Annotated in this window: 16 protein-coding genes; 14 read left to right on the top strand and 2 right to left on the bottom strand. The window is 63.4% G+C overall.

Going from position 1 to position 19,749, the window contains the following annotated elements; genetic code table 11:
• Positions 1-174: 174 nt before the first annotated feature.
• Positions 175-1,089, bottom strand: a complete 915-nt coding sequence (locus tag KIT10_10245) for a hypothetical protein (GenBank protein ID MCW5899639.1) — start codon at positions 1,087-1,089, stop codon at positions 175-177.
• Positions 1,090-1,476: 387 nt separating this feature from the next.
• Between KIT10_10245 and KIT10_10240 the strand changes: the two genes are divergently transcribed.
• From KIT10_10240 to frr, 10 genes are all read left to right on the top strand, one after another.
• Positions 1,477-2,181 carry a hypothetical protein gene (locus KIT10_10240; protein MCW5899638.1) on the top strand — a complete coding sequence of 235 codons (705 nt, stop codon included), beginning with the start codon at positions 1,477-1,479 and terminating at the stop codon, positions 2,179-2,181.
• 25 nt (positions 2,182-2,206) lie between these two features.
• Positions 2,207-4,462 carry a choice-of-anchor J domain-containing protein gene (locus KIT10_10235; GenBank protein ID MCW5899637.1) on the top strand — a complete coding sequence of 752 codons (2,256 nt, stop codon included), beginning with the start codon at positions 2,207-2,209 and terminating at the stop codon, positions 4,460-4,462.
• 178 nt (positions 4,463-4,640) lie between these two features.
• Positions 4,641-5,831: a glycine C-acetyltransferase gene (kbl, locus tag KIT10_10230; protein MCW5899636.1), complete on the top strand. Its 1,191-nt coding sequence runs from the start codon at positions 4,641-4,643 to the stop codon at positions 5,829-5,831.
• Between the two features lie 110 nt (positions 5,832-5,941).
• Entirely contained in the window at positions 5,942-6,397 is a 456-nt protein-coding gene (gene rplM, locus KIT10_10225; protein ID MCW5899635.1) for a 50S ribosomal protein L13, read from the top strand.
• Between the two features lie 5 nt (positions 6,398-6,402).
• Entirely contained in the window at positions 6,403-6,789 is a 387-nt protein-coding gene (gene rpsI, locus KIT10_10220) for a 30S ribosomal protein S9 (GenBank protein MCW5899634.1), read from the top strand.
• Between the two features lie 151 nt (positions 6,790-6,940).
• Positions 6,941-7,783, top strand: coding sequence for a 30S ribosomal protein S2 (gene rpsB, locus KIT10_10215; GenBank protein ID MCW5899633.1), 843 nt, complete (start codon positions 6,941-6,943; stop codon positions 7,781-7,783).
• Between the two features lie 48 nt (positions 7,784-7,831).
• Positions 7,832-8,662, top strand: coding sequence for an elongation factor Ts (locus tag KIT10_10210; GenBank protein ID MCW5899632.1), 831 nt, complete (start codon positions 7,832-7,834; stop codon positions 8,660-8,662).
• 119 nt (positions 8,663-8,781) lie between these two features.
• The gene (pyrH, locus tag KIT10_10205) at positions 8,782-9,486 is read left to right on the top strand and encodes a UMP kinase (protein MCW5899631.1); all 705 of its coding nucleotides are present in this window, start codon (positions 8,782-8,784) and stop codon (positions 9,484-9,486) included.
• A gap of 50 nt (positions 9,487-9,536) precedes the next feature.
• Positions 9,537-11,099 carry a hypothetical protein gene (locus tag KIT10_10200; protein MCW5899630.1) on the top strand — a complete coding sequence of 521 codons (1,563 nt, stop codon included), beginning with the start codon at positions 9,537-9,539 and terminating at the stop codon, positions 11,097-11,099.
• 51 nt (positions 11,100-11,150) lie between these two features.
• The gene (gene frr / locus KIT10_10195; protein ID MCW5899629.1) at positions 11,151-11,711 is read left to right on the top strand and encodes a ribosome recycling factor; all 561 of its coding nucleotides are present in this window, start codon (positions 11,151-11,153) and stop codon (positions 11,709-11,711) included.
• Between the two features lie 75 nt (positions 11,712-11,786).
• Here the strand turns inward: frr and KIT10_10190 are convergent, their stop codons facing one another.
• The gene (locus KIT10_10190) at positions 11,787-12,809 is read right to left on the bottom strand and encodes an SPASM domain-containing protein (protein ID MCW5899628.1); all 1,023 of its coding nucleotides are present in this window, start codon (positions 12,807-12,809) and stop codon (positions 11,787-11,789) included.
• Between the two features lie 141 nt (positions 12,810-12,950).
• Between KIT10_10190 and KIT10_10185 the strand changes: the two genes are divergently transcribed.
• The 4 genes from KIT10_10185 (at position 12,951) to KIT10_10170 (ending at position 19,661) form a co-directional block, all read left to right on the top strand.
• Positions 12,951-15,338, top strand: a complete 2,388-nt coding sequence (locus KIT10_10185; GenBank protein MCW5899627.1) for a carboxypeptidase-like regulatory domain-containing protein — start codon at positions 12,951-12,953, stop codon at positions 15,336-15,338.
• A 77-nt stretch (positions 15,339-15,415) separates the two neighbouring features.
• Positions 15,416-17,842, top strand: a complete 2,427-nt coding sequence (locus tag KIT10_10180; GenBank protein ID MCW5899626.1) for an MMPL family transporter — start codon at positions 15,416-15,418, stop codon at positions 17,840-17,842.
• Positions 17,839-18,711, top strand: coding sequence for a glucose-1-phosphate thymidylyltransferase RfbA (gene rfbA, locus KIT10_10175; GenBank protein ID MCW5899625.1), 873 nt, complete (start codon positions 17,839-17,841; stop codon positions 18,709-18,711). Before KIT10_10180 ends, rfbA begins: the two co-directional genes overlap by 4 nt.
• A complete protein-coding gene (locus tag KIT10_10170; protein ID MCW5899624.1) occupies positions 18,708-19,661 on the top strand; it encodes a polyprenyl synthetase family protein in 954 nt (317 codons plus the stop codon). Before rfbA ends, KIT10_10170 begins: the two co-directional genes overlap by 4 nt.
• Positions 19,662-19,749: the final 88 nt, after the last annotated feature.

Raw genomic sequence — 19,749 nt, 5'->3', positions numbered from 1 at the left:
TGGCGATCGGGGCATGGCTGCCAAGCCCACCTTCCCCTTGGTTGGCATGACCTGCGCCAATTGAGCGCTGGCCGTGGGACAGCTCTTGTGCGCGGTCCGGTGTGGAGGGGGTGGGTGTGGGTCTGGCGACCAAGGCCGCGCATATCACCTGAACTGCGGAAGCGGATCCTCCCCTCAGGCGGTCACGGGGCGTGCTTCGTCGCCGGACAAGGCCGCCAGTGTTTCCGCGTGCGCCTCGCTCCAGGTCGCGCGTTCACGGCGGCCCATTTCACGCCAGCCGAAGACCAGCACAATGAGGATGGCGCTGGTCAGATTGGCTCCCACGAAGGCGTTCACATAGGTGGCATCCATGGCATGCAGACCGGGCAGCACGGGGATCAGGAAGAAGGCGCAGTTGCTCACCACCTGCATGATCAGCAGAATGGTGCCGCTCCGTGTCATGTTGTAGGTCCAGCCAAGCAGCACGGTGAGGCAGATCATGCTCAGCAGGAACACCGGCCAGGGGTAGCCATCGGGTACGCCCTCGCCCACCAGCAGCATGGGCAGGTACCACAGGCCCCAGGCCACCCCCACGATCAGGCAGGCGGGGAGCGCCCTGTAACGGTCCTGCAGGCGGGTGACCGAGAACTTCATCCAGGCGGTCTCCTCCACGAAAGCGATGCCCACGATGAAGGGCAGGTTCTTCGTCAGGTTGATCAGGTTGCTGTGGTCGCCCCCCAGGATGTTGTCCACGAAGAAGCCGGGCCAGGCGCGGACGCCCAACAGCGCCAGCACACCGATGCCCACCCAGGTGAACAGGAACTTCCACGAGATGGCTATGGCGTACCACCTGGCCGGCACGCGCCACTTGACGAAGCCGCCGAAGAGTGTCCGCAGTCCGGCCATGCCCTCCAGGTAGGCGGTGAGCAGCACCACGAAGGCGAGTGGACCGAAGACCCGGAAACGGAACACCATATGGGCCGTCTCGTCGTCGTGCATGTGGCCGCCTTCGGGCAGTCGCCACCACACGATCCCCACCACCAGGAACTGGTAGGCAAGGGTGAGCAGTACGAAGGCAAGGACGGGGAAACGCTTGATGAAGGCGCGCATGGTTCCGATGGTGGGCGAAAATTAGCGGCTTCAACGGGCGTTCCCGGAACGGGTTGCCCCCTCCTCTGGCACCCGTCTTCGTGAAGGCCATGCCATACCAGCGCCATGTACGGCAGGCCTCAAAGGCTTGACCGGAGGGAACACTCCGCCAGCGAGCGGACCGGCCCCTGCAAGGGTATATGCTTCATCACCAGCACTTCCTTGGAATTCCTCCGATCCACGCAAAATGGACCGCTTGGGATCGAACAGCACGGTTCCAGCCTTCGTTCGGTACCTACCTTTCCACATGGACCGGCGAAGTGGTCCTTAACGGCTATGCTGAGCATCATTCCTGGGCCCTCTTCGTGGTCGTGGCGTTTGGCGATCCTCATTGTGTCGAGCATTTTCATGCTCCCTGCGTGTCGCAATGATGGGTACGATGGGCCCGTGGCGCCCAGCGATCATGGTACTCTGGCCCTTGGCGTGGCGTTCATCCACAACGCCCATGTGTATGAATTGGGCAGTATCTACACCGATGCGGCGGGCCACGATTTCCGGCTGGATACGCTGCTGATCGTGCTCTCGGCACCTTACGGGGTGGATGACTTCGGGGCGACCGTGGCCAACTTCCCCCAATCCTGCTTGCTGGTCGATGCCTCCGCGGAGAACTTCTTTCTGCTCGGGGAGCTGCATGGTCATCACCTGCATGAACTTCGGTTCAATATCGGCTTGAGCCCCGCACTGAATCATTCGGACCCTGCGACGACCGCGGCCCTGGGCGGGTTGGCACCGATGTACAGCGGGAACACCACGGACGGGCATTGTTTCCTGGTGGTATCGGGGCGGGTGGATGGCAACGGGGATGGAGAGTTGGATGACGGAGACCCCGCATTCACTTTCAAGAGCATGGGTTCCGGTTTGCTCCGCAACGGTATGGCACCGGCGCATGCGGACCTGCCCGAAAGCGGACCCTTGACCGCTTGGGCCGTGGTGGACATGGCGATCCTTCTGGAAGGCATCGACTTTCTTGCCACCGCTTCCGCAACAGGAAACCAACCGATCAATGTGCAGCTCATGGACCAATTGGCCGAAGCCATGGAACAGGGCCATTGAGTCACCCACGAAAACGGAACATCACATGGAACGAACGATCTGTCTATCTCTGCTCACCCTGCTCGTCGTGCAGGTCGAAGCGCAGGTGCCGGTCTTGGACCGCTACCTCACGGACCCCCTGGTCTACACCGATATCGTCACCGCCGCCGCCCAGGTGAGCCTGCCCCGGGACCTGGATTTCAAACCCCACTCCAACGAGTTGTGGGTGATGAACAGGGGCAATGCGACGGGCGGGAGCATGGTGATCGTTCGGAACGCGGGGCTGCCCGGCCAGACGAGCGAGTATCGGAAGGACAGTCATAGTGGCCATTTCATGGTGCAAGCCAGCGCCATGGCCTTTTCCCCCAATGGGGAATGGGCCGCAGTGAGTGAGGTGCAGAACACCTCATCACCCTCCTCAACATTCATGGGCCCCGCATTGTGGAGCGGTGATCCGAACATCTTCGCCACGGTGTTCCAGAACAACTGGGTGAATGGCCTGCCCCTGGGAAGCCACCTGGACATGCTGCACCAAAGCCCTTTCGCCATGGGCATCGCCAGCGATTCGGCCAAGGTGTATTGGGTCATGGACGGGCACTTCGGGAATATCTGCCGCTACGATTTCGTGCAGGACCATGGTCCCGGATACGACTATCATGGCGCGGGGAAGATCTGGCGCTACACCGACGTGCCCGTGAGCAGGGTGCCCAATATCCCAAGCCACATGGTGCTCGACCGGGAGAACGGTTGGTTGTATTTCATCGATGGCGGCGCCAAGCAGATCAAACGAATGAATGTCAACAGTGGCTCGGTCACCGGGAACCTTTCGGTTCCGCCGACGAGCAACGAACCGCTCGCCGGATACTATCAGGTGCAGGGCGCCACCGTGGAGGTGGTGGATACATGGGCAACACAGCCGAGCGGGATCGACCACATTCCGGGAAGACTGGTCGTCAGCGACCATACCACCGGTGCCATCAGGCTATATGACGTCAGTGCGACCCCCACGCTGCTTGGAACGATCACGACAGGAATGCCCAGTATCATGGGCTTGAAGGTGGGTCCCGATGGCCGGATCTGGTTCACCCATTACAACGGGAACAAGGTGGTGCGCATCGACCCGCAGCCACTTGCCAACGATGCGTCCATCGCGGCGATCGTGTCGCCCTCCACCATCGCCACCACGCCGAATTTTTTCTCCACCGACCACGGCATCTGCGCGCCCTCGGTCGCACCTGTCGTCGATCTGGCCAACCGCGGCAGCAATGCATTGACCTCGGTGAATATCCATGCAAGCCTGGATGGTGGGCCACCCACCGTTCTTGCATGGACCGGGTCGCTTGCGCCAGGCGCCATGGCACAGGTCACGCTTCCGTCCATGCCGGTGGTCAATGGCCCCCATCAGCTCGATGTGTGGACCAGCCAGCCCAATGGAGCGACCGATCCGGTCGTGATGAACGACCGGATCGCAGGCAGTTTCCGCGTGGTCGACCCCGTGCAGTCGCTACCCTTCTTCGAAGGATTCACAGCATCGACTTTTCCGCCGGCAGGATGGAACTATGTCCATTTCAACCCGAACAACAGGATGACCAGGAATCCGACGGTCGGAGGTTTTGGCAATAGCCAGGGTTGCGTGAAGATGGATAATCATGCTGGTCCGATGAACATCACGGGTCAGCGTGACCATTTGATGATGCCCGCACTTGATCTCTCCAATGCCACGGTGGGTACCACGCTGGATTTCGCCGTCGCATACCGGCAGTACAACAGCAGCACCAATGACAGGCTGATGGTCCAGGCGTCGACCGACTGTGGCGCCTCTTGGAGCACCCTCTATGACAAGGCCGGGGCCGTGTTGTCCACCGCACCCGCCGGCACGGGCGCCTTCACACCCAACCCGACACAGTGGCGGGCGGAACAGGTGGGTCTGGCATCCGTGATCGGCCAACCCGAGGTGTTGCTCATGTTCCTGGCGGAAAGCAACTTCGGGAACAACCTGTATCTGGATGACGTCCAGGTCGGTTCGGTCACGGGTATCGATGAACCATCGGATGGGGCGTTCACCATTTTTCCGAATCCGAACGATGGGCGATTCACCTTGCGCGATCGGTCCATCTTCGGATCGGTCGATCTGTGGATCCACGGCATCGACGGACGATCGGTCCACCGGCAACAGTGGGTGACGACCGGCCAGGATGGTGCCTTGCACCTCGACGTGGGCCATCTCGCCAAAGGCAGCTATGTGGTCTCCGTGATGAATTCCCTTGGTGAGCGCTACAGTTCCATCGTGGTGATCCAGTGATCGGCCGGTATCGGTGCCCTGTGGTGGTCCGATGAACACCCTCATGGAAGGCCCCTCGCATGGTGGCTATCAGCCTGCGACCGAAGAGCTTTGGGGCGGGTTTGCCGAGCCGGGACCATGAAGCACGGCGGGGTGGTGCGGGACTTCATCGCACCTTTGCACTCCTGAAGAAATTCCCATGTACGGCAAGCTTCAACAACACCTCCAGAAAGAACTCGCGGCCATTGAGGAGGCCGGGCTCTTCAAGCGCGAACGCATCATCACCAGCGAGCAGGGTGCCGAGATCACGGTGAATGGCCGCACCGTATTGAATTTCTGCGCCAACAACTACCTGGGGCTCTCCTCGCATCCCGAAGTGGTGAAGGCGGCGCATGCCGCGTTGGACAGCCGCGGATTCGGCATGAGCAGCGTGCGCTTCATCTGCGGCACGCAGGACATCCACAAGGAGCTGGAGGCGAAACTGGCGGATTTCCATGGTCTGGAGGACACCATCCTCTATGCCGCATGCTTCGATGCCAACGGCGGGGTCTTCGAGCCGCTGCTGGGCCAGGAGGACGCCATCATCAGCGATGCGCTGAACCACGCGAGCATTATCGACGGGGTGCGCCTGTGCAAGGCCATGCGCTACCGCTACGCCAACAACGACATGGCCGACCTGGAGACCCAGTTGAGGTCGGCCCGTGCCGATGGCGCCCGCCACATCATCATCGTCACCGATGGCGTCTTCAGCATGGACGGTATCGTGGCCGACCTGAAGGGCATCTGCGACCTGGCCGACAAATATGAGGCCCTGGTGATGGTGGATGAATGCCACGCCGCCGGCTTCATCGGCAAGACCGGGCGCGGCAGTGTGGAGCACTGCGGGGTGATGGGCCGTGTGGACATCATCACCGGCACCCTGGGCAAGGCGCTGGGCGGGGCCATGGGTGGCTACACCTGCGCCCGCAAGGAGATCATCGAGATGCTGCGTCAGCGTTCGCGACCCTACCTCTTCAGCAATTCGCTCGCGCCGTCCATTGTCGGCGCCTCCATCCGGGTCATCGACCTGCTCAGCAGCAGCACCGAGTTGCGTGACCGCCTGGAAAAGAACGTGGACCGTTTCCGCAGCGGCATCGAAGCGCTCGGCTTCAAGACGCGTGGTGCCGGAGCGGCCATTGTGCCGGTGATGCTCGGCGATGCCAAGCTCAGCCAGGTGATGGCCGACCAGCTGCTGGATGAGGGCATCTACGTGATCGGCTTCTTCTTTCCCGTGGTGCCCAAGGACACGGCACGCATCCGGGTGCAGCTCAGCGCCGCGCATACCGATGCGCACATCGATCGGGCGCTGGCCGCCTTCGCCAAGGTGGGGAAGGAACTGGGGGTGGTCTGAACCCCGGCAGGTCCGAAACTCGGGATGGGAGCCCCGTTGTTGGTTTCGCCGGAAAGCATCTATCTTCGCAGCCCATTTTCGGGGGCTACCCCATCAATACCGACCGACCCGTGGCATCCACCACCCACACCACCAGCATGGCCAACGCGGCCACCGTTCAGCCCGAATGGCTGATCGTGGACGCTGAGAATGAAGTACTTGGCCGCCTCGCCAGCAAAGTGGCGATGCTCGTTCGCGGCAAGCACAAGCCCACCTTCACCCCCCATGTCGATTGCGGCGACCATGTGGTCGTGATCAACGCCGACAAGGTGCGCCTGACCGGCACGAAGATGGCGGACAAGGAGTACCAGCGCTACAGCGGCTACCCCGGTGGCCGCAGCGTGGAACGCGCCAAGGACCTGAAGGTGCGCAAGCCCGAGGCCATGGTGGAGATCGCCGTGCGCGGTATGCTCCCCAAGACCCGCCTGGGCCGCAGCCAGTTCAACAACCTGCATGTGGTCGTGGGGGCCGAGCACAAGCACGAAGCACAGAAACCCCGCAAGATCGACCTCAACACGATCAAGTAATGCCCATGGAGCGTACCCTCAGCCTTGGCCGCCGCAAGACCTCCGTGGCCCGCGTGACCCTCACGCCGGGCAACGGTGAGATCATCGTCAATGGCATCGATGGGAAGGAATACTTCCCCATCACCGTGCAGCAGGCCAAGCTGCACCAGCCCTTCAAACTCACCGATTCGGTGGGCAAGTATGACGTCGTGGTCCGCGTGGACGGCGGTGGCATCACCGGCCAGGTGGAAGCCGTGCGTCTGGGCATCGCCCGTGCGCTGGTGAAGGTGGACGCCGAGAACAAACCCAAGCTCAAGGCCGAGGACCTCATGACCCGCGACCCCAGGGCCGTGGAGCGTAAGAAATTCGGACGCAAGAAGGCGCGCAAGCGCTTCCAGTTCAGCAAGCGTTAAGACCCGCGCTTGCGGCCCCGCCATGCTCCAGGTAGGCGGGTCCAGCATCCAATCCCGAAGGACCGACCGGAAACGGCGCTACCAGCGGGATGCCTGCTACAACGGGAACAAGGAAAGTGGACCACTGATCAACGAAAGAACACCTTAGGACATGGCACGCATCGAATTCGAGAAACTGTTGGAGGCGGGCGTACACTTCGGCCACCTCAAGCGGAAGTGGAACCCCAATATGGCCCCCTACATCTTCGCCGAGAAGAAGGGGATCCACATCATCGACCTGAACAAGACGGCCGCCAAGCTGGAGGACGCCGCCGCCGCCATGAAGAACATGGCGCGCAGTGGCAAGAAGGTCCTTTTCGTGGCCACGAAGAAGCAGGCCAAGGACATCGTCACCGAGAAGGTGAAACCCACCGGCATGCCGTACGTCACCGAGCGTTGGAGCGGTGGCATGCTCACCAACTTCGGCACCATACGCCGCACCATCAAGAAGATGTCCACCATCGACCGCATGAAGGTCGACGGCACCTTCGAGAACATGAGCAAGCGTGAGCGCCTGCAGGTGAGCCGCCAGCGCGAGAAGATGGAGAAGAACCTGGGCTCCATCGCCGAACTCACCCGCCTGCCGAGCGCGCTCTTCATCGTGGACATCACCAAGGAGCACATCGCCGTGGCCGAGGCCCGCAAACTGAACATCCCCACTTTCGCCATGGTGGACACCAACAGTGACCCCACCCTGGTGGACTTTCCGATCCCGGCCAACGACGACGCCACCAAGAGCATCGAGCTGGTGCTGGACGTGATGATCAAGGCCATCCAGGACGGACTGGAGGAAAGGGTGAACGACAAGTCCGTGGCGGGCGATGCGCCCGAAGCCGAAGGAGAGGAGGTTGTAGCCGAGGAAACCGTGCCCGAGGAGGGCGCTGCGGATGATGCCGCACCGGCCGATGTGGCCGAGGAAGTGGCCGGCGACAATGCCGAGGAGGAGGACCGTTGACCCCGGCGTGCAGCTGCGCGCCCCAATAGACCAACAAGCATGAGCACCATGGCCATTACCGCTGCCGATGTGAACAAGCTGCGCCAGATCACCGGCGCGGGTATGATGGATTGCAAGAAGGCCCTTACCGAGGCCAATGGCGATTTCGACCTCGCCATCGACATCCTGCGCAAGCAGGGCCAGAAAGTGGCCGCCAAGCGCGCGGACCGCGATGCCACCGAGGGCCTCGTGATCGCCATCACCACCGCCGACAACACCAGGGGTGCGCTGGTGTGCGTGAACTGCGAGACCGACTTCGTGGCCAAGAACGCCGACTTCGCCGCCATGGCGCAGCGCATCGCGGAGATCGCCTTGGAGAAGGACCTCGATGGCGTGGAAGCGATCAAAGCCGCCGCCTACGACAGCAATGGCCTGAGCATCGCTGAGAAGCTCATCGAGCAGACCGGCGTGATCGGCGAGAAGATCGACGTGAGCGCCTGTGCCCGTGTGCACGCGCCCTACGTTTACGCCTACAACCACCCCGGCAACAAGGTGGCCAGCATCGTGGGCCTGAACAAGGCGGGCCACGAGAACGCCGCCAAGGACGTGGCCATGCAGATCGCCGCCATGGCGCCCATCGCCCTGGACAAGGAGAGCGTGCCGCAGAGCGTGGTGGACAAGGAGATCGAGATCGGCAAGGAGCTCGCGATCCAGGAGGGCAAGCCCGCCGAGATGGCCGAGAAGATCGCCCACGGCCGCCTGAACAAGTTCTTCAAGGAAAGCACCCTGCTCGCCCAGGAGTTCATCAAGGACAACAAGCTGAGCGTGGAGCAATACCTGAAGGCCCAGGACAAGGAGCTTACCGCCACCGGATTCGCACGGCACTCGCTCACCGTTTGAGCGTCATTTGATCGGACGTATCGAAGGCCCCTCCCGCGAGGGGCCTTCGCTTTTCCATGGACATCGCTCCGAGGGGCGTATTTTTCGCCGCCTTCCAACAGCCCCCCAGCCGCATGAGCCTGAAGTACAAGCGCATCCTCCTGAAGCTCTCCGGCGAAAGCCTCATGGGCGACCAAGCCTATGGGATCGACAGCGGCAGGTTGGACCAGTACGCCAGCGAGATCATCGGCATCGCCGGGCAGGGGGTGGAGGTGGCCATCGTCATCGGTGGCGGCAACATCTACCGCGGCATGCAGGCCAATGGCACCATCGACCGCGTGCAGGGCGACCACATGGGCATGCTGGCCACGTTGATCAACAGCCTTGCCCTGCAAAGCGCGCTGGAGGCCAAGGGCCACAAGACCCGCCTGCTCAGCGCCATCAAAATGGAGCAGATCGCCGAACCCTTCATCCGCCGCCGCGCCGTGCGCCACCTGGAAAAGGGCCGCATCGTGATCTTCGGCGCCGGCACCGGCAACCCCTATTTCACCACCGACACGGCAGCCAGCCTGCGCGCCATCGAGATCGAGGCCGATGTGATCCTGAAAGGTACCCGGGTGGACGGCATCTACACCGCCGATCCGGAGAAGGACAGCACCGCCGTCAAGTACGACCGCATCACCTTCAACGAGGTCTATGCGAAGGGCTTGAATGTGATGGACCTGACGGCCTTCACCCTGTGCAACGAGAACAAGCTCCCCATCATCGTCTTCGACATGAACAAGCCCGGCAACCTGGGCCGCATCGTGGCGGGAGAGCCGGTGGGCACCCTCGTGGAGTTCTGATCCGACCATCCGCCAGCGGGACCGGCACGCCGATCGCTGGAAACGCGCCCATGGCCCTTCGCACGCTGATACCAGGATGCACGATCGCCACCATCGCCTTGGTGCTGGCGTGCCCGGTGTGGGCCCAGAACGCTTTCCAGGACAGCATGGCCCGCGCCACCAACAGGCTGGTGACGCAACTGCTGGACGCCGGCAGATCGCGCGTGGCGGTCACCGACATCTCCGAACCGGCCGGCACCCTGCCCGCCTCCACCATCACCTACGTGGAGGAGGTGTTGATCATGCGCCTGAGCGAGGCACAGGGCGTCATGGTGGTGGAAAGACGCCACCTGGAGCGGGTCCTGGAGGAGCAGCGGCGCACCGCCAGCGGACCCTTCGATGAGCGGCAGGCGATCGAGCTCGGCAAGCTCGTGGCCGCCGACGCCATCATCACCGGGCGTTTGTTCACCGTGGACAAACGCATGCATGTGATGCTCCGCGCGCTGGATACCGGCACAGGATCGCTGGTGGGCACCGCCGAGACCTTCACCACATTCCCGCGCGGCAAGGAGCCGGGACGTGCTGTCGCGGAGAAACCGGCCCCCTCGAATGGATCCGTGCGCATGCGGCGCGATGAACCCGGCGAGCGCAATTCCATCGTGGAGCTGCGCGCCATGGCCTTGGGCGCGCGCCAGTGGGACCGCATGCTGCCCGGCGCGGCGATCGAGATCGGTGTCCGCTCACGCGAAATGAGTGGCGACCGCGTGGTGCCCGGCAGGGCCGGCATCGGTCTTCAACTTACCGCATTCCCGCGGATCGGGTATTGGAACCGATCGCCCTTTGACGTGGGCCACCTGACGGACCTGCGTGCCACCAACGGCTATATCGGCACGCCTACCGTGGGCATCGGTTCGGTGTACATGCCGCAAGGACGGTTGTTCCTCATGCCCAGGGCGGAAGAGTCGGTGGCCTTCGAGGCGGTGACAGGTCCCAACGCGCAAGGCATGGAACGCGTCGTTTATGACCGCTACCGGATGCACGAAGTGCGCATGGACGCCATCGGGTTCTACATCCCCATCCGCTGGTACATGGGCGAGAACCACATCTACGACAACGTGCCCAAGCTGTACATGGAGTTCGGTTTCGGCATGGACCTGACCCTGGTGCGGGCACGATATGAAGTGACCACCACGCGGATCGAACTGGACCGCAGCGACCACAGTTACAGCTTGGAGCAACAGCATTTCACCCTGAGCAGACCGGACCTTCCCAAGAGCGGCGCTGACATCTGGACCACGCTGTTCACTTTCGGTGGCGGGCTGGAGGTGGGCCGCCTGAATTTCTTCGGGCTGGGACGCTTCCTGCTTGCTTCCAAGTTCACGGAGGCGGGCCGATCGTACGATCGCGTGCGCGGCAACATCCTGGCCTATCCGCTGCTGGCCGGCGCGGACGGGCAGGACCGCGTGCTCGCCGACCTCGCGCATGACGGCGCCATCCCTTACGGCGCCACCGGCCTGGAGCGCATACGGTCCAGCGAAGAAGGAGGCGCGGGCAACACCGTCTCCGGCAATGGTGCGGACCGCTTCTGGCGCAGCGGTCAGGTGCTCGTGGGTGTGTCCTTCCGTTTCCTTTGAACCCGCCCGAGGTGCGGCTATTTTTGCCGTCCCATCATTCCACCGACCGCCATGACCGACACGAACGCCGCCATCCAGCAATGTGAGGAACACATGCACAAGGCCGTGGACCACTTGGAACATGAACTGACCAAGATCCGCGCGGGGGCGGCCAACCCCGGCATGCTCGATACGGTGCGGGTGGACTACTACGGCAGCATGGTGCCCCTCTCACAGGTGGCGGCGGTGAACACCGGTGATGCCCGCACCATCTTCGTCAAGCCCTGGGAGAAGAAGATGATCGACGCCATCGAGAAGGCGATCATCGGGGCCAATCTCGGCTTCAATCCGAGCAACAACGGGGAGAGTGTCATCATCCACGTGCCCATGCTCACCGAGGAGCGCCGCAAGGACCTGGTGAAGACCGCGCACAAGGAGGGAGAGCACGCGCGCGTGGGCATCCGCAGCAGCAGGCAGAAAGCCATGGAGGCCATCAAGGCCGCCAAGAAGGACGGCCTGCCGGAGGACCACGCCAAGGACCTGGAAGGGCAGGTGGAGAAACTCACCGGCACCTATAACAAAAAGGTGGACGCCCTGGTGGAGGCCAAGGAGAAGGACATCATGAAGGTGTAGGCCTCGGCTTCGACTTCGTGCCAACATCGCTTTGTCACTCCGGGTCAAGCCCGAGTGACCATGGGAGTCTGAGCGTCATGCCCACACCGGGCTCCCCTCGCTGCAGTTCCTGCACATCTCGATGCTGCTCCGGGATCGCAACAGCGATCGTCTGAAAGCCGCATAGGCTTCACCATGCCATAGCTCGCGGAAGCTGTGCGTGCGCAGATCGCCCAGCACATGGTGCGCGTCCTTGTCGAAACAGCAGGGCACCACGCGACCATCCCAGGTCACCACGCAGCTGTGCCACATCTTCCAGCAGTCGTCGTCGAGTCTGTTCTTCACCTCCCACACACCGTTCGCGTTGCGCCGGTAGCGCGCATAGCGGTCCTGGTCCGGGATCAAGGGATGGTCGTCCTTCGGGTCGTAGATCTGCGCGGTCTTCAGCCACAGTTCATCAACACCGAGTTCCTTGGCAAGCTTTCGCGCATCGGGTATCTGGTGCTCGTTGGGCTTCACCACCAGGAACTGGAACACCACATGCGGGGTGCGGCTCTTCAATTTCCGTTTCCAGGCGATGATGTTGCGCGCTCCTTCGATCACTTTGGCCAGTTCGCCTTCGCGGCGATACTGCGCGTAGGTCTCCTGCGTGGTGCCGTCGAGCGAGATGATCAGCCGCGACAAGCCGCTGCGCACGGTGGCCTCGGCGCGGGCCTCATCCAGAAAGTGCCCATTGGTGCTGGTGGCCGTGTAGATACCCTGGTCGGCGGCGTAGCGTGCCATGTCAAGAAAGCCCGGGTTGATGTAGGGCTCTCCTTGGAAGTAGAAGGTGAGGGCCCAGAGGTCGGGTGCCAGCTCGTCGATCACGCGGCGGAACAGGTCCTGCTTGAGGTTGCCGGTGGGGCGCGTGAAGGACCGCAAGCCACTGGGGCATTCCGGGCAGCGCAGGTTGCAGGCCGTGGTGGGCTCGAAGCTGATGCTGAAAGGCATGCCGCCGATGCGCGGATCGCCGCCGCGCTTGGCGCATTGATAGCTGCCCCACAGACCGAGCGCGTTGCGCACGCGGCGCGGCGTGGACCTGCGGGTCCATTCCAACGCATCACGGCCACGGGCGAGCATGGCGGAAAGGTAGGACCGGCCCACTTGCTGTGACGGACGGCGACGCCCTGGTGCGCACCCCGGCTACTTTCGGCCCGCGACCCTTTTCCGCGAATGTTCCCGCTGCGCACCACCTGCCGAGTCCTTTCGTTGTCCTGCGCCATGTATCCGCTGGTGATGACTGCGCAGCATGTCATCACCGGCCGTGTGGTGGATGATCGGACCAACGAAGCATTGGCCTTTGTGCATGTGGTGCCGGAAGGCAGACGGGAAGGCGCCACCTCCGACATCGACGGCCGCTTCTCCGTGGAGGTCGCAAGTGCGAGCACGTTGCTGCGCTTCAGTTACGTGGGCTACAGACCCACCGAGCTGGTCGGACAGGCGGGCGCACCGATGCTCGTGCGCCTGGAGCGTGCCACCTACGAGTTGCGGCCGGTGGAGATCCTCCCTGGCGAGAACCCCGCGCACCGCATCATCGACCGGGTGCATGCGAACCGCAAGGAGAACGATGGCTTGCGCAACCGCGCGCACCGCTACACCAGCTACAGCAAGACCATCTTCACCGCCGCCCTGGACAGCGCCGTGTTGAACGATCCCGAGCGCATGGCGCAGTTGGACAGCAGCGACCTGCAGGCGATCGACTGGCTGGACAAGCAACACCTGCTGCTGATCGAGAGCGCCACCAAGCGCAGCTTCATCCCGCCCGCTTCGGAGAAGGAGGAAGTGATCGCCATGCGCGTGAGCGGCTTGAAGGATCCCTCGCTCATCGCCCTGGCCGCCTCCACCAAGACCTTCTCCATCTACGAGCCACAGATACCACTTGGCGAGAAGACCTACCTGAGCCCCATCGGGCCCAACAGCACCGCGCGCTACCTCTTCATTCTGGAGGACACCTTGTACCAAGGCGTGGACACGGTCTATATCATCAGCTACCGCCCGCGCAGCGGCCGCAAATTCGATGCGCTGCAAGGAGTGCTCTACGTGAACACCGACGGCTACGCGCTACAGAACGTGATCGCCGAGCCGGTGGAGCGCACGGGCAACTTCAGCATCAAGCTGCAACAGAAGTTCGAGAAGGTCGGTGGCCGCGCCTGGTTCCCCGCGCAGCTCAACACCTTCCTCTACCTGGACATGGTGCAGGTGAACAAGTGGAAAGCGATCGGCGTGGGGCGCACCTATCTGAAGGACATCCAACTGGACGCACCGGTGGAGCGCCGCGAGGTGCGCGGACCGGGCTTCGTGATGGAGCGCATTGCCGCACGCAGGGACGAGACCTTCTGGGACAGCCTGCGCACGGAGCCGTTGGAGGGCAGGGAGCTGCGCACCTACGTCGCCATCGACAGCATCAGCGAGGCGGAGAACATCGAGCGGAAGTTGCGCTGGGCGGCGGTGCTGGCCAGCGGCCGCCTGCGTGCGGGCCCATTCGACCTGCCGCTGGAACGGCTGCTGCGGTACAACGGCTATGAGGGCATCCGGCTGGGGCTGGGCGCGCAGACCAACAGCAAGGTGAGCCGCCATGTGCGGCTGGGCGGCTGGTTCGCCTATGGCTTCCAGGATGAAGCGTGGAAGTACGGCGGCGACCTGGCGATCCGGCCCTGGCAGGGCCGGGGTCCGGTACTGCGGGCGCTGTATGCCTACGATGTGGAGGAGAGCGGTGGGGTGGCCTATCAGGGGCTGCCGCGCACCCTCACCACCGAGAGCTACCGCTGGTTCTACGTGGATCGCATGGACCGCACAGAGCGGATCGGGGGCGAACTGTCCTTCCGGGTGGGTGGCCCACTGCGCGTGTGGCTGGGCGCCCAGCGTGTGGAACGCCTCAATCTGATCGGCTACAACTACGCGGAGGAGGTGGCCGAGGGCGTGACCCTGCTCAGCGACCGCTTCCGCACCGGCGAACTCACCGTGGCGCTGCGCTACGCACACCGCGAGCAGGTGGCGCGTGTGCCCGCCGGGCAGTTCGGCCTGGGCACCAAGTGGCCCGTGCTCTACCTCAACGCCATGCGTGCCGCGGATGGCCTGTGGGAGGGGGAGTTGGACCTCTGGCGCGTGGACGCCATGGTGGAGAAGACCTTCCGCCTGCGCATGGCCGGCGATCTCGCGCTCCGCCTCGTGGGCGGCCTGGCCGACCCGCAGGCGCCCTATCCCTTCCTCTTCAACCTGCGCGGCACCTGGACCAGCGGCCTGCCCGTGGCCACCATGAACACCTTCGAGACCATGCGCCCCAACGAGTTCCTCGCGGACCGCTACCTCGCCTTGCACCTGCGCCACAGCTTCGGCAACCTCCTCTTCAAGGGGAAGAAGTTCAAGCCTGTGCCGGTGCTGGTGCTGAATGGCGGCGTGGGCGCACTGGATAGGCCGGAGCGCCACCGTGGTTACATCTTCAAGGATGCCCGCGAGGGCTACCTGGAAGGTGGCCTGCAACTGGACAACCTGCTGCGCAGCGGCTTCACCGCCTTCGGCGTGGGTGCCTTCTACCGCTTCGGCCCCAACGCCCTGCCCGATGTGGCGGACAACCTGGCGCTGAAACTCACCCTGGGGTTGGGGCGGTGAACAGCCCGCAGGCCCGCCCCGGATCTCGTTCCTTTGCCCGCGCTGTCCGGCCGATCCCGGGCGGCCCCTCCCGACCCATGTGGGCCTGGCTTTCCAGCAGGATCATACGCAACCGAACGGGCATCCTGGTGGTGCTCGGGCTGATCACGCTCTTCCTCGGCTACGAGATGAAGAACGTGGAGGTGAGCTACAAATTCGGCGGCCTGCTGCCCAAGACCGACAGCGCCTTTGTCCAGTACGAGGAGCTGCACAGCAAGTTCTCCGAGGACGGCAACGTGATCGTGCTGGCCGTGCAGGACAGGCGGCTCAATGAGTTGGACAACTTCCAGGGCTGGTGGAAGCTGGGCCGTGATCTGAAGGCACAGGAGGGCGTGGACTCGGTCTTCTCCGAAGCGCATCTCTTCGAGCTGGTGCGCGATGACAGCCTGATGCGTTTCCAACTCGCGCCCGTGGTGCCTGCGATGCCGGTGACCCAGGAAGAGGTGGATGCGGTGCGCGCGCGGGTGCGCGATCTGCCCTTCTACAAGGGGGTGCTTTACAACGACAGCAGCAACACCAGCTTGATGATGGTCTTCGTCAACGCCGAGCGCTTCAACAGCGAACGGCGCGGCGACATGGTGGACCAGATCGCCCGGCGCGTGGACGAGTTCGCCCAAGGGCGTTTCAAGGTCTACCGCAGCGGCCTGCCCTTCATCCGCACCGTGGTCACCGAAAGGACCAGGACCGAGCTGCGCATGTTCGTGGGCTTGATGATCCTCACCGTGGCGGTGCTGCTGCTGTTATTCTTCAAGAGCTGGCGCGTGATGCTGGTGTGCCTGCTGGTGGTGGTGGTGGGCGTGGTGTGGGCCGTGGGATCCATCGGCCTGCTGGGCTACAAGCTCACCTCGGTCATGGCCATCATCCCCCCGCTGGTCATCGTCATCGGCATCCCCAATTGCATCTTCCTCATCAACAAGTACCACTACGAGTACGCGCGGCACCGCAACCGCATCAAGGCCCTCACGCGGGTGATCTACCGCGTGGGCAAGGCCAGCTTCATCACCAACGCCACCACGGCCACGGGCTTCGCCACCTTCATTCTCACGTACAGCGATGTGCTCAAGCAGTTCGGTGTGATCGCCGCGCTGAACATCATGGCCGTCTTCGCGCTCAGCATCCTGCTGGTGCCCATCCTCTTCAGCATGCAGGGCGAACCGAAGGACCGCCACCTGGCGCACCTGGAGCGCAAGTGGGTGGACCGCAGCACGGCGCAGCTCATCCACATCGTGCAGCACCGGCGTCCGCTGGTCTACGCCTTCACCGGCCTGTTCGTGGTGATCGGCCTGCTGGGTGTGACGCGGTTGAAGAACGAAAGCCGCGTGGTGGACGATCTGCCCATGGACGACCCCGTGATGCAGGACCTGCGCTTCTTCGAGCGCGAGTTCAACGGCGTGATGCCCCTGGAGGTGATGATCGACACGCGCAAGAAGGGGCAGGCGCTCAAGGAGGCCAACCTGCGTTTGATCTCGCGCCTGCAGGATACCCTGGCCCTCTACCCGGAGCTTTCGCGATCGCTCTCCATCGCCGATGCGGTGAAGTTCACCAAACAGGCCTTCTATGGCGGCGACCCCGAGCGCTACCAGTTGCTCCGCTCCAGCGGGCCGGACCAGTTCATCGCCCCCTATCTGGAAGGCGCCCGGGAGCAGGGCGGCGTGGCCCGGGGCTTCCTGGATGAGGAGCGCCAGGCCACACGGCTCACCATGCAGGTGGCCGATGTGGGCACCGCGCGCATGGACGTTCTCCTCGCCGATCTCCGTGCGCAGGTGGACAGCCTCTTCGATCCGGAGAAATTCCGCGTGGTGCTCACCGGCACCAGCGTGGTCTTTCTGGAAGGCAGCAAGTACATGGTGAAGAACCTGTTGATCTCGCTCATTCTGGCCGTGGTCCTCATCTCCGGCATCATGGCGCTGCTCTTCAACAGCTTCCGCATGGTGCTGATCTCGCTGATCCCCAATCTGGTGCCGCTGATCATGACGGCCGGCATGATGGGCTACCTCGGTATTCCCATCAAGCCCAGCACCATCCTGGTCTTCAGCATCGCCTTCGGCATCTCGGTGGATGACGCGATCCACTACCTGGCCAAGTACCGGCAGGAGCTCAAGCTCACCGGGCACGACATCCGCGCCTCGGTCTTCCAGGCCATCCGCGAGGCGGGCGTGAGCATGATGTACACCAGCATCGTGCTCTTCTGCGGCTTCAGCCTCTTCGTCTTCTCGGATTTCGGCGGTACGCAGGCCTTGGGGCTGCTGGTGAGTTTCACCCTGCTGGTGGCCATGTTCACCAACCTGCTGATCCTGCCTTCGATGCTGCTGAGCTTCGAGCGCGTGATGACCACGCGGTCCTTCGAGGAGCCGGTGCTGGACATGATGGACGAGGAAAGCGCGCCCGACCCGGCCGTGCTGGACGAAGCGCAGGAGGAAGACAAGGACAACGAACGATCGGACCAACGACCCCAAGGCACATGAAAGGCATCATCCTGGCCGGCGGATCGGGCACGCGGCTGCATCCCCTCACCCTGGCGGTGAGCAAGCAGTTGATGCCCGTGTACGACAAGCCCATGATCTATTACCCGCTCAGCACCCTGCTGGCATCGGGCATCCGGGAGATCCTCATCATCAGCACCCCGCACGATCTGCCCAGCTTCCGCAAGCTGTTGGGCGATGGCGCTCAGCTGGGTTGTTCATTCAGCTACGCCGAGCAGCCGGTGCCGAACGGGCTGGCGCAGGCCTTCGTCATCGGCCGCGAGTTCGTGGGCAGCGACAGCGTGGCGCTGATCCTGGGCGACAACATCTTCTACGGCCGAGGCCTGGGCCGCATGCTGGCGGAGCACACCGATCCGCAGGGTGGTCTCGTCTTCGCCTACCACGTGAGCGATCCCGAACGCTACGGCGTGGTGGAGTTCGATGCGGAGAACCGGGCGTTGAGCATCGAGGAGAAACCCGCCGTGCCCAAGAGCAACTATGCCGTGCCCGGCCTCTACTTCTATGACAACACCGTGCTGGACATCGCTGCGGGGCTGAAGCCGAGCGCGCGCGGCGAGTACGAGATCACCGATGTGAACCGGGAATACCTGCGGCAGGGCCGGTTGAAGGTGGAGATCCTCGATCGTGGCACGGCCTGGCTGGACACGGGCACCTTCCGCTCCCTGATGCAGGCCGCGCAGTTCGTGCAGGTGATCGAGGAGCGGCAGGGGCTGCGGATCGGCTGCATCGAGGAGATCGCCTGGAAGCGGGGTTTCATCACCGATGAACAGTTGGAGGCCCTGGCACGTCCACTCCTCAAGAGCGGCTATGGCGAGTACCTGATGAAGATGCTGTCCCGCCGAACGGCATGACCTCCTTCCAGGACCTGCGCACCTTGGTGGACCGCGAGATCGCGGCCTGGGCGGATGTTCTGCCGGATGACGGACTCTATGGCCCCATGGCCTACCTCATGCGCCTGCCCGCCAAGCGGGTTCGCCCGGTGGCCACCCTGATGGCTTGCGAAGCCTTCGGTGGCGCCCCGGCCGAAGCGCTTCAGGAAGCTCTGGGCATCGAACTCTTCCACAACTTCACTTTGATGCACGACGACATCATGGACCAGGCCCCCTTGCGGCGCGGCCGGCCCACCGTGCACATGAAGTGGGATGTGAACACGGCCATTCTCAGTGGTGATGCGATGCTGGTGAAGGCCTACCAGTTGATGGCCCGCGACCCCGCGATCGCGGAGGAGTTCAGCCGCCATGCCCTCTGGGTGTGCGAGGGTCAGCAGCAGGACATGGCCTTCGAGACACGGACCCATGTGGGGCTGGAGGAGTACATGGAGATGATCCGCTTGAAGACCGCCGTTCTGCTGGCCGGTGCCCTGCGCATCGGGGCGATCAGGGCCGGGGCTTCCAAGGAGGACGTCGACCACATCGGCCACTTCGGGGAGCAGTTGGGCATCGCCTTCCAATTGCGCGATGATCTGTTGGATGCCTTCGGAGACCCGGACCGGGTGGGCAAGCAAAGCGGGGGCGACCTGCGGGCCGGCAAGAAGACCTGGTTGCTGATCGAGGGCTTGGCCCGGGAAAGTCGTGTGGGAAAGAGCTTGTTGGCCAGCCAGTTGGCGCTTCCTGCGGCGGAACGGGATGTGCCCGCCATGCGGCATGCCTTGTCCGAGTTGGGCGTACCCCAGGCCGCCGAGGAAGTAGTTGCCGGACACGAGCAGATGGCCATCGGGGCCTTGGAACGCTGTGGTGCCCCGGGGCAAAAGCTGGATGCCTTGGCTGGCCTGGCGAGGTCGCTGATGGCTCGTCTTTCTTGAGCCGACCTTGAAAGTCGTTCGGGTCCTCCTGAACGGGCATCTTCGTCGATCGCCTTGCATATCTACCTGCACCAGCGCATCTTTACCG

This window comes from Flavobacteriales bacterium (assembly GCA_026129465.1).
GTDB lineage: Bacteria > Bacteroidota > Bacteroidia > Flavobacteriales_F > PHOS-HE28 > PHOS-HE28.
This window is presented reverse-complemented; position numbering and strand designations above follow the sequence as displayed.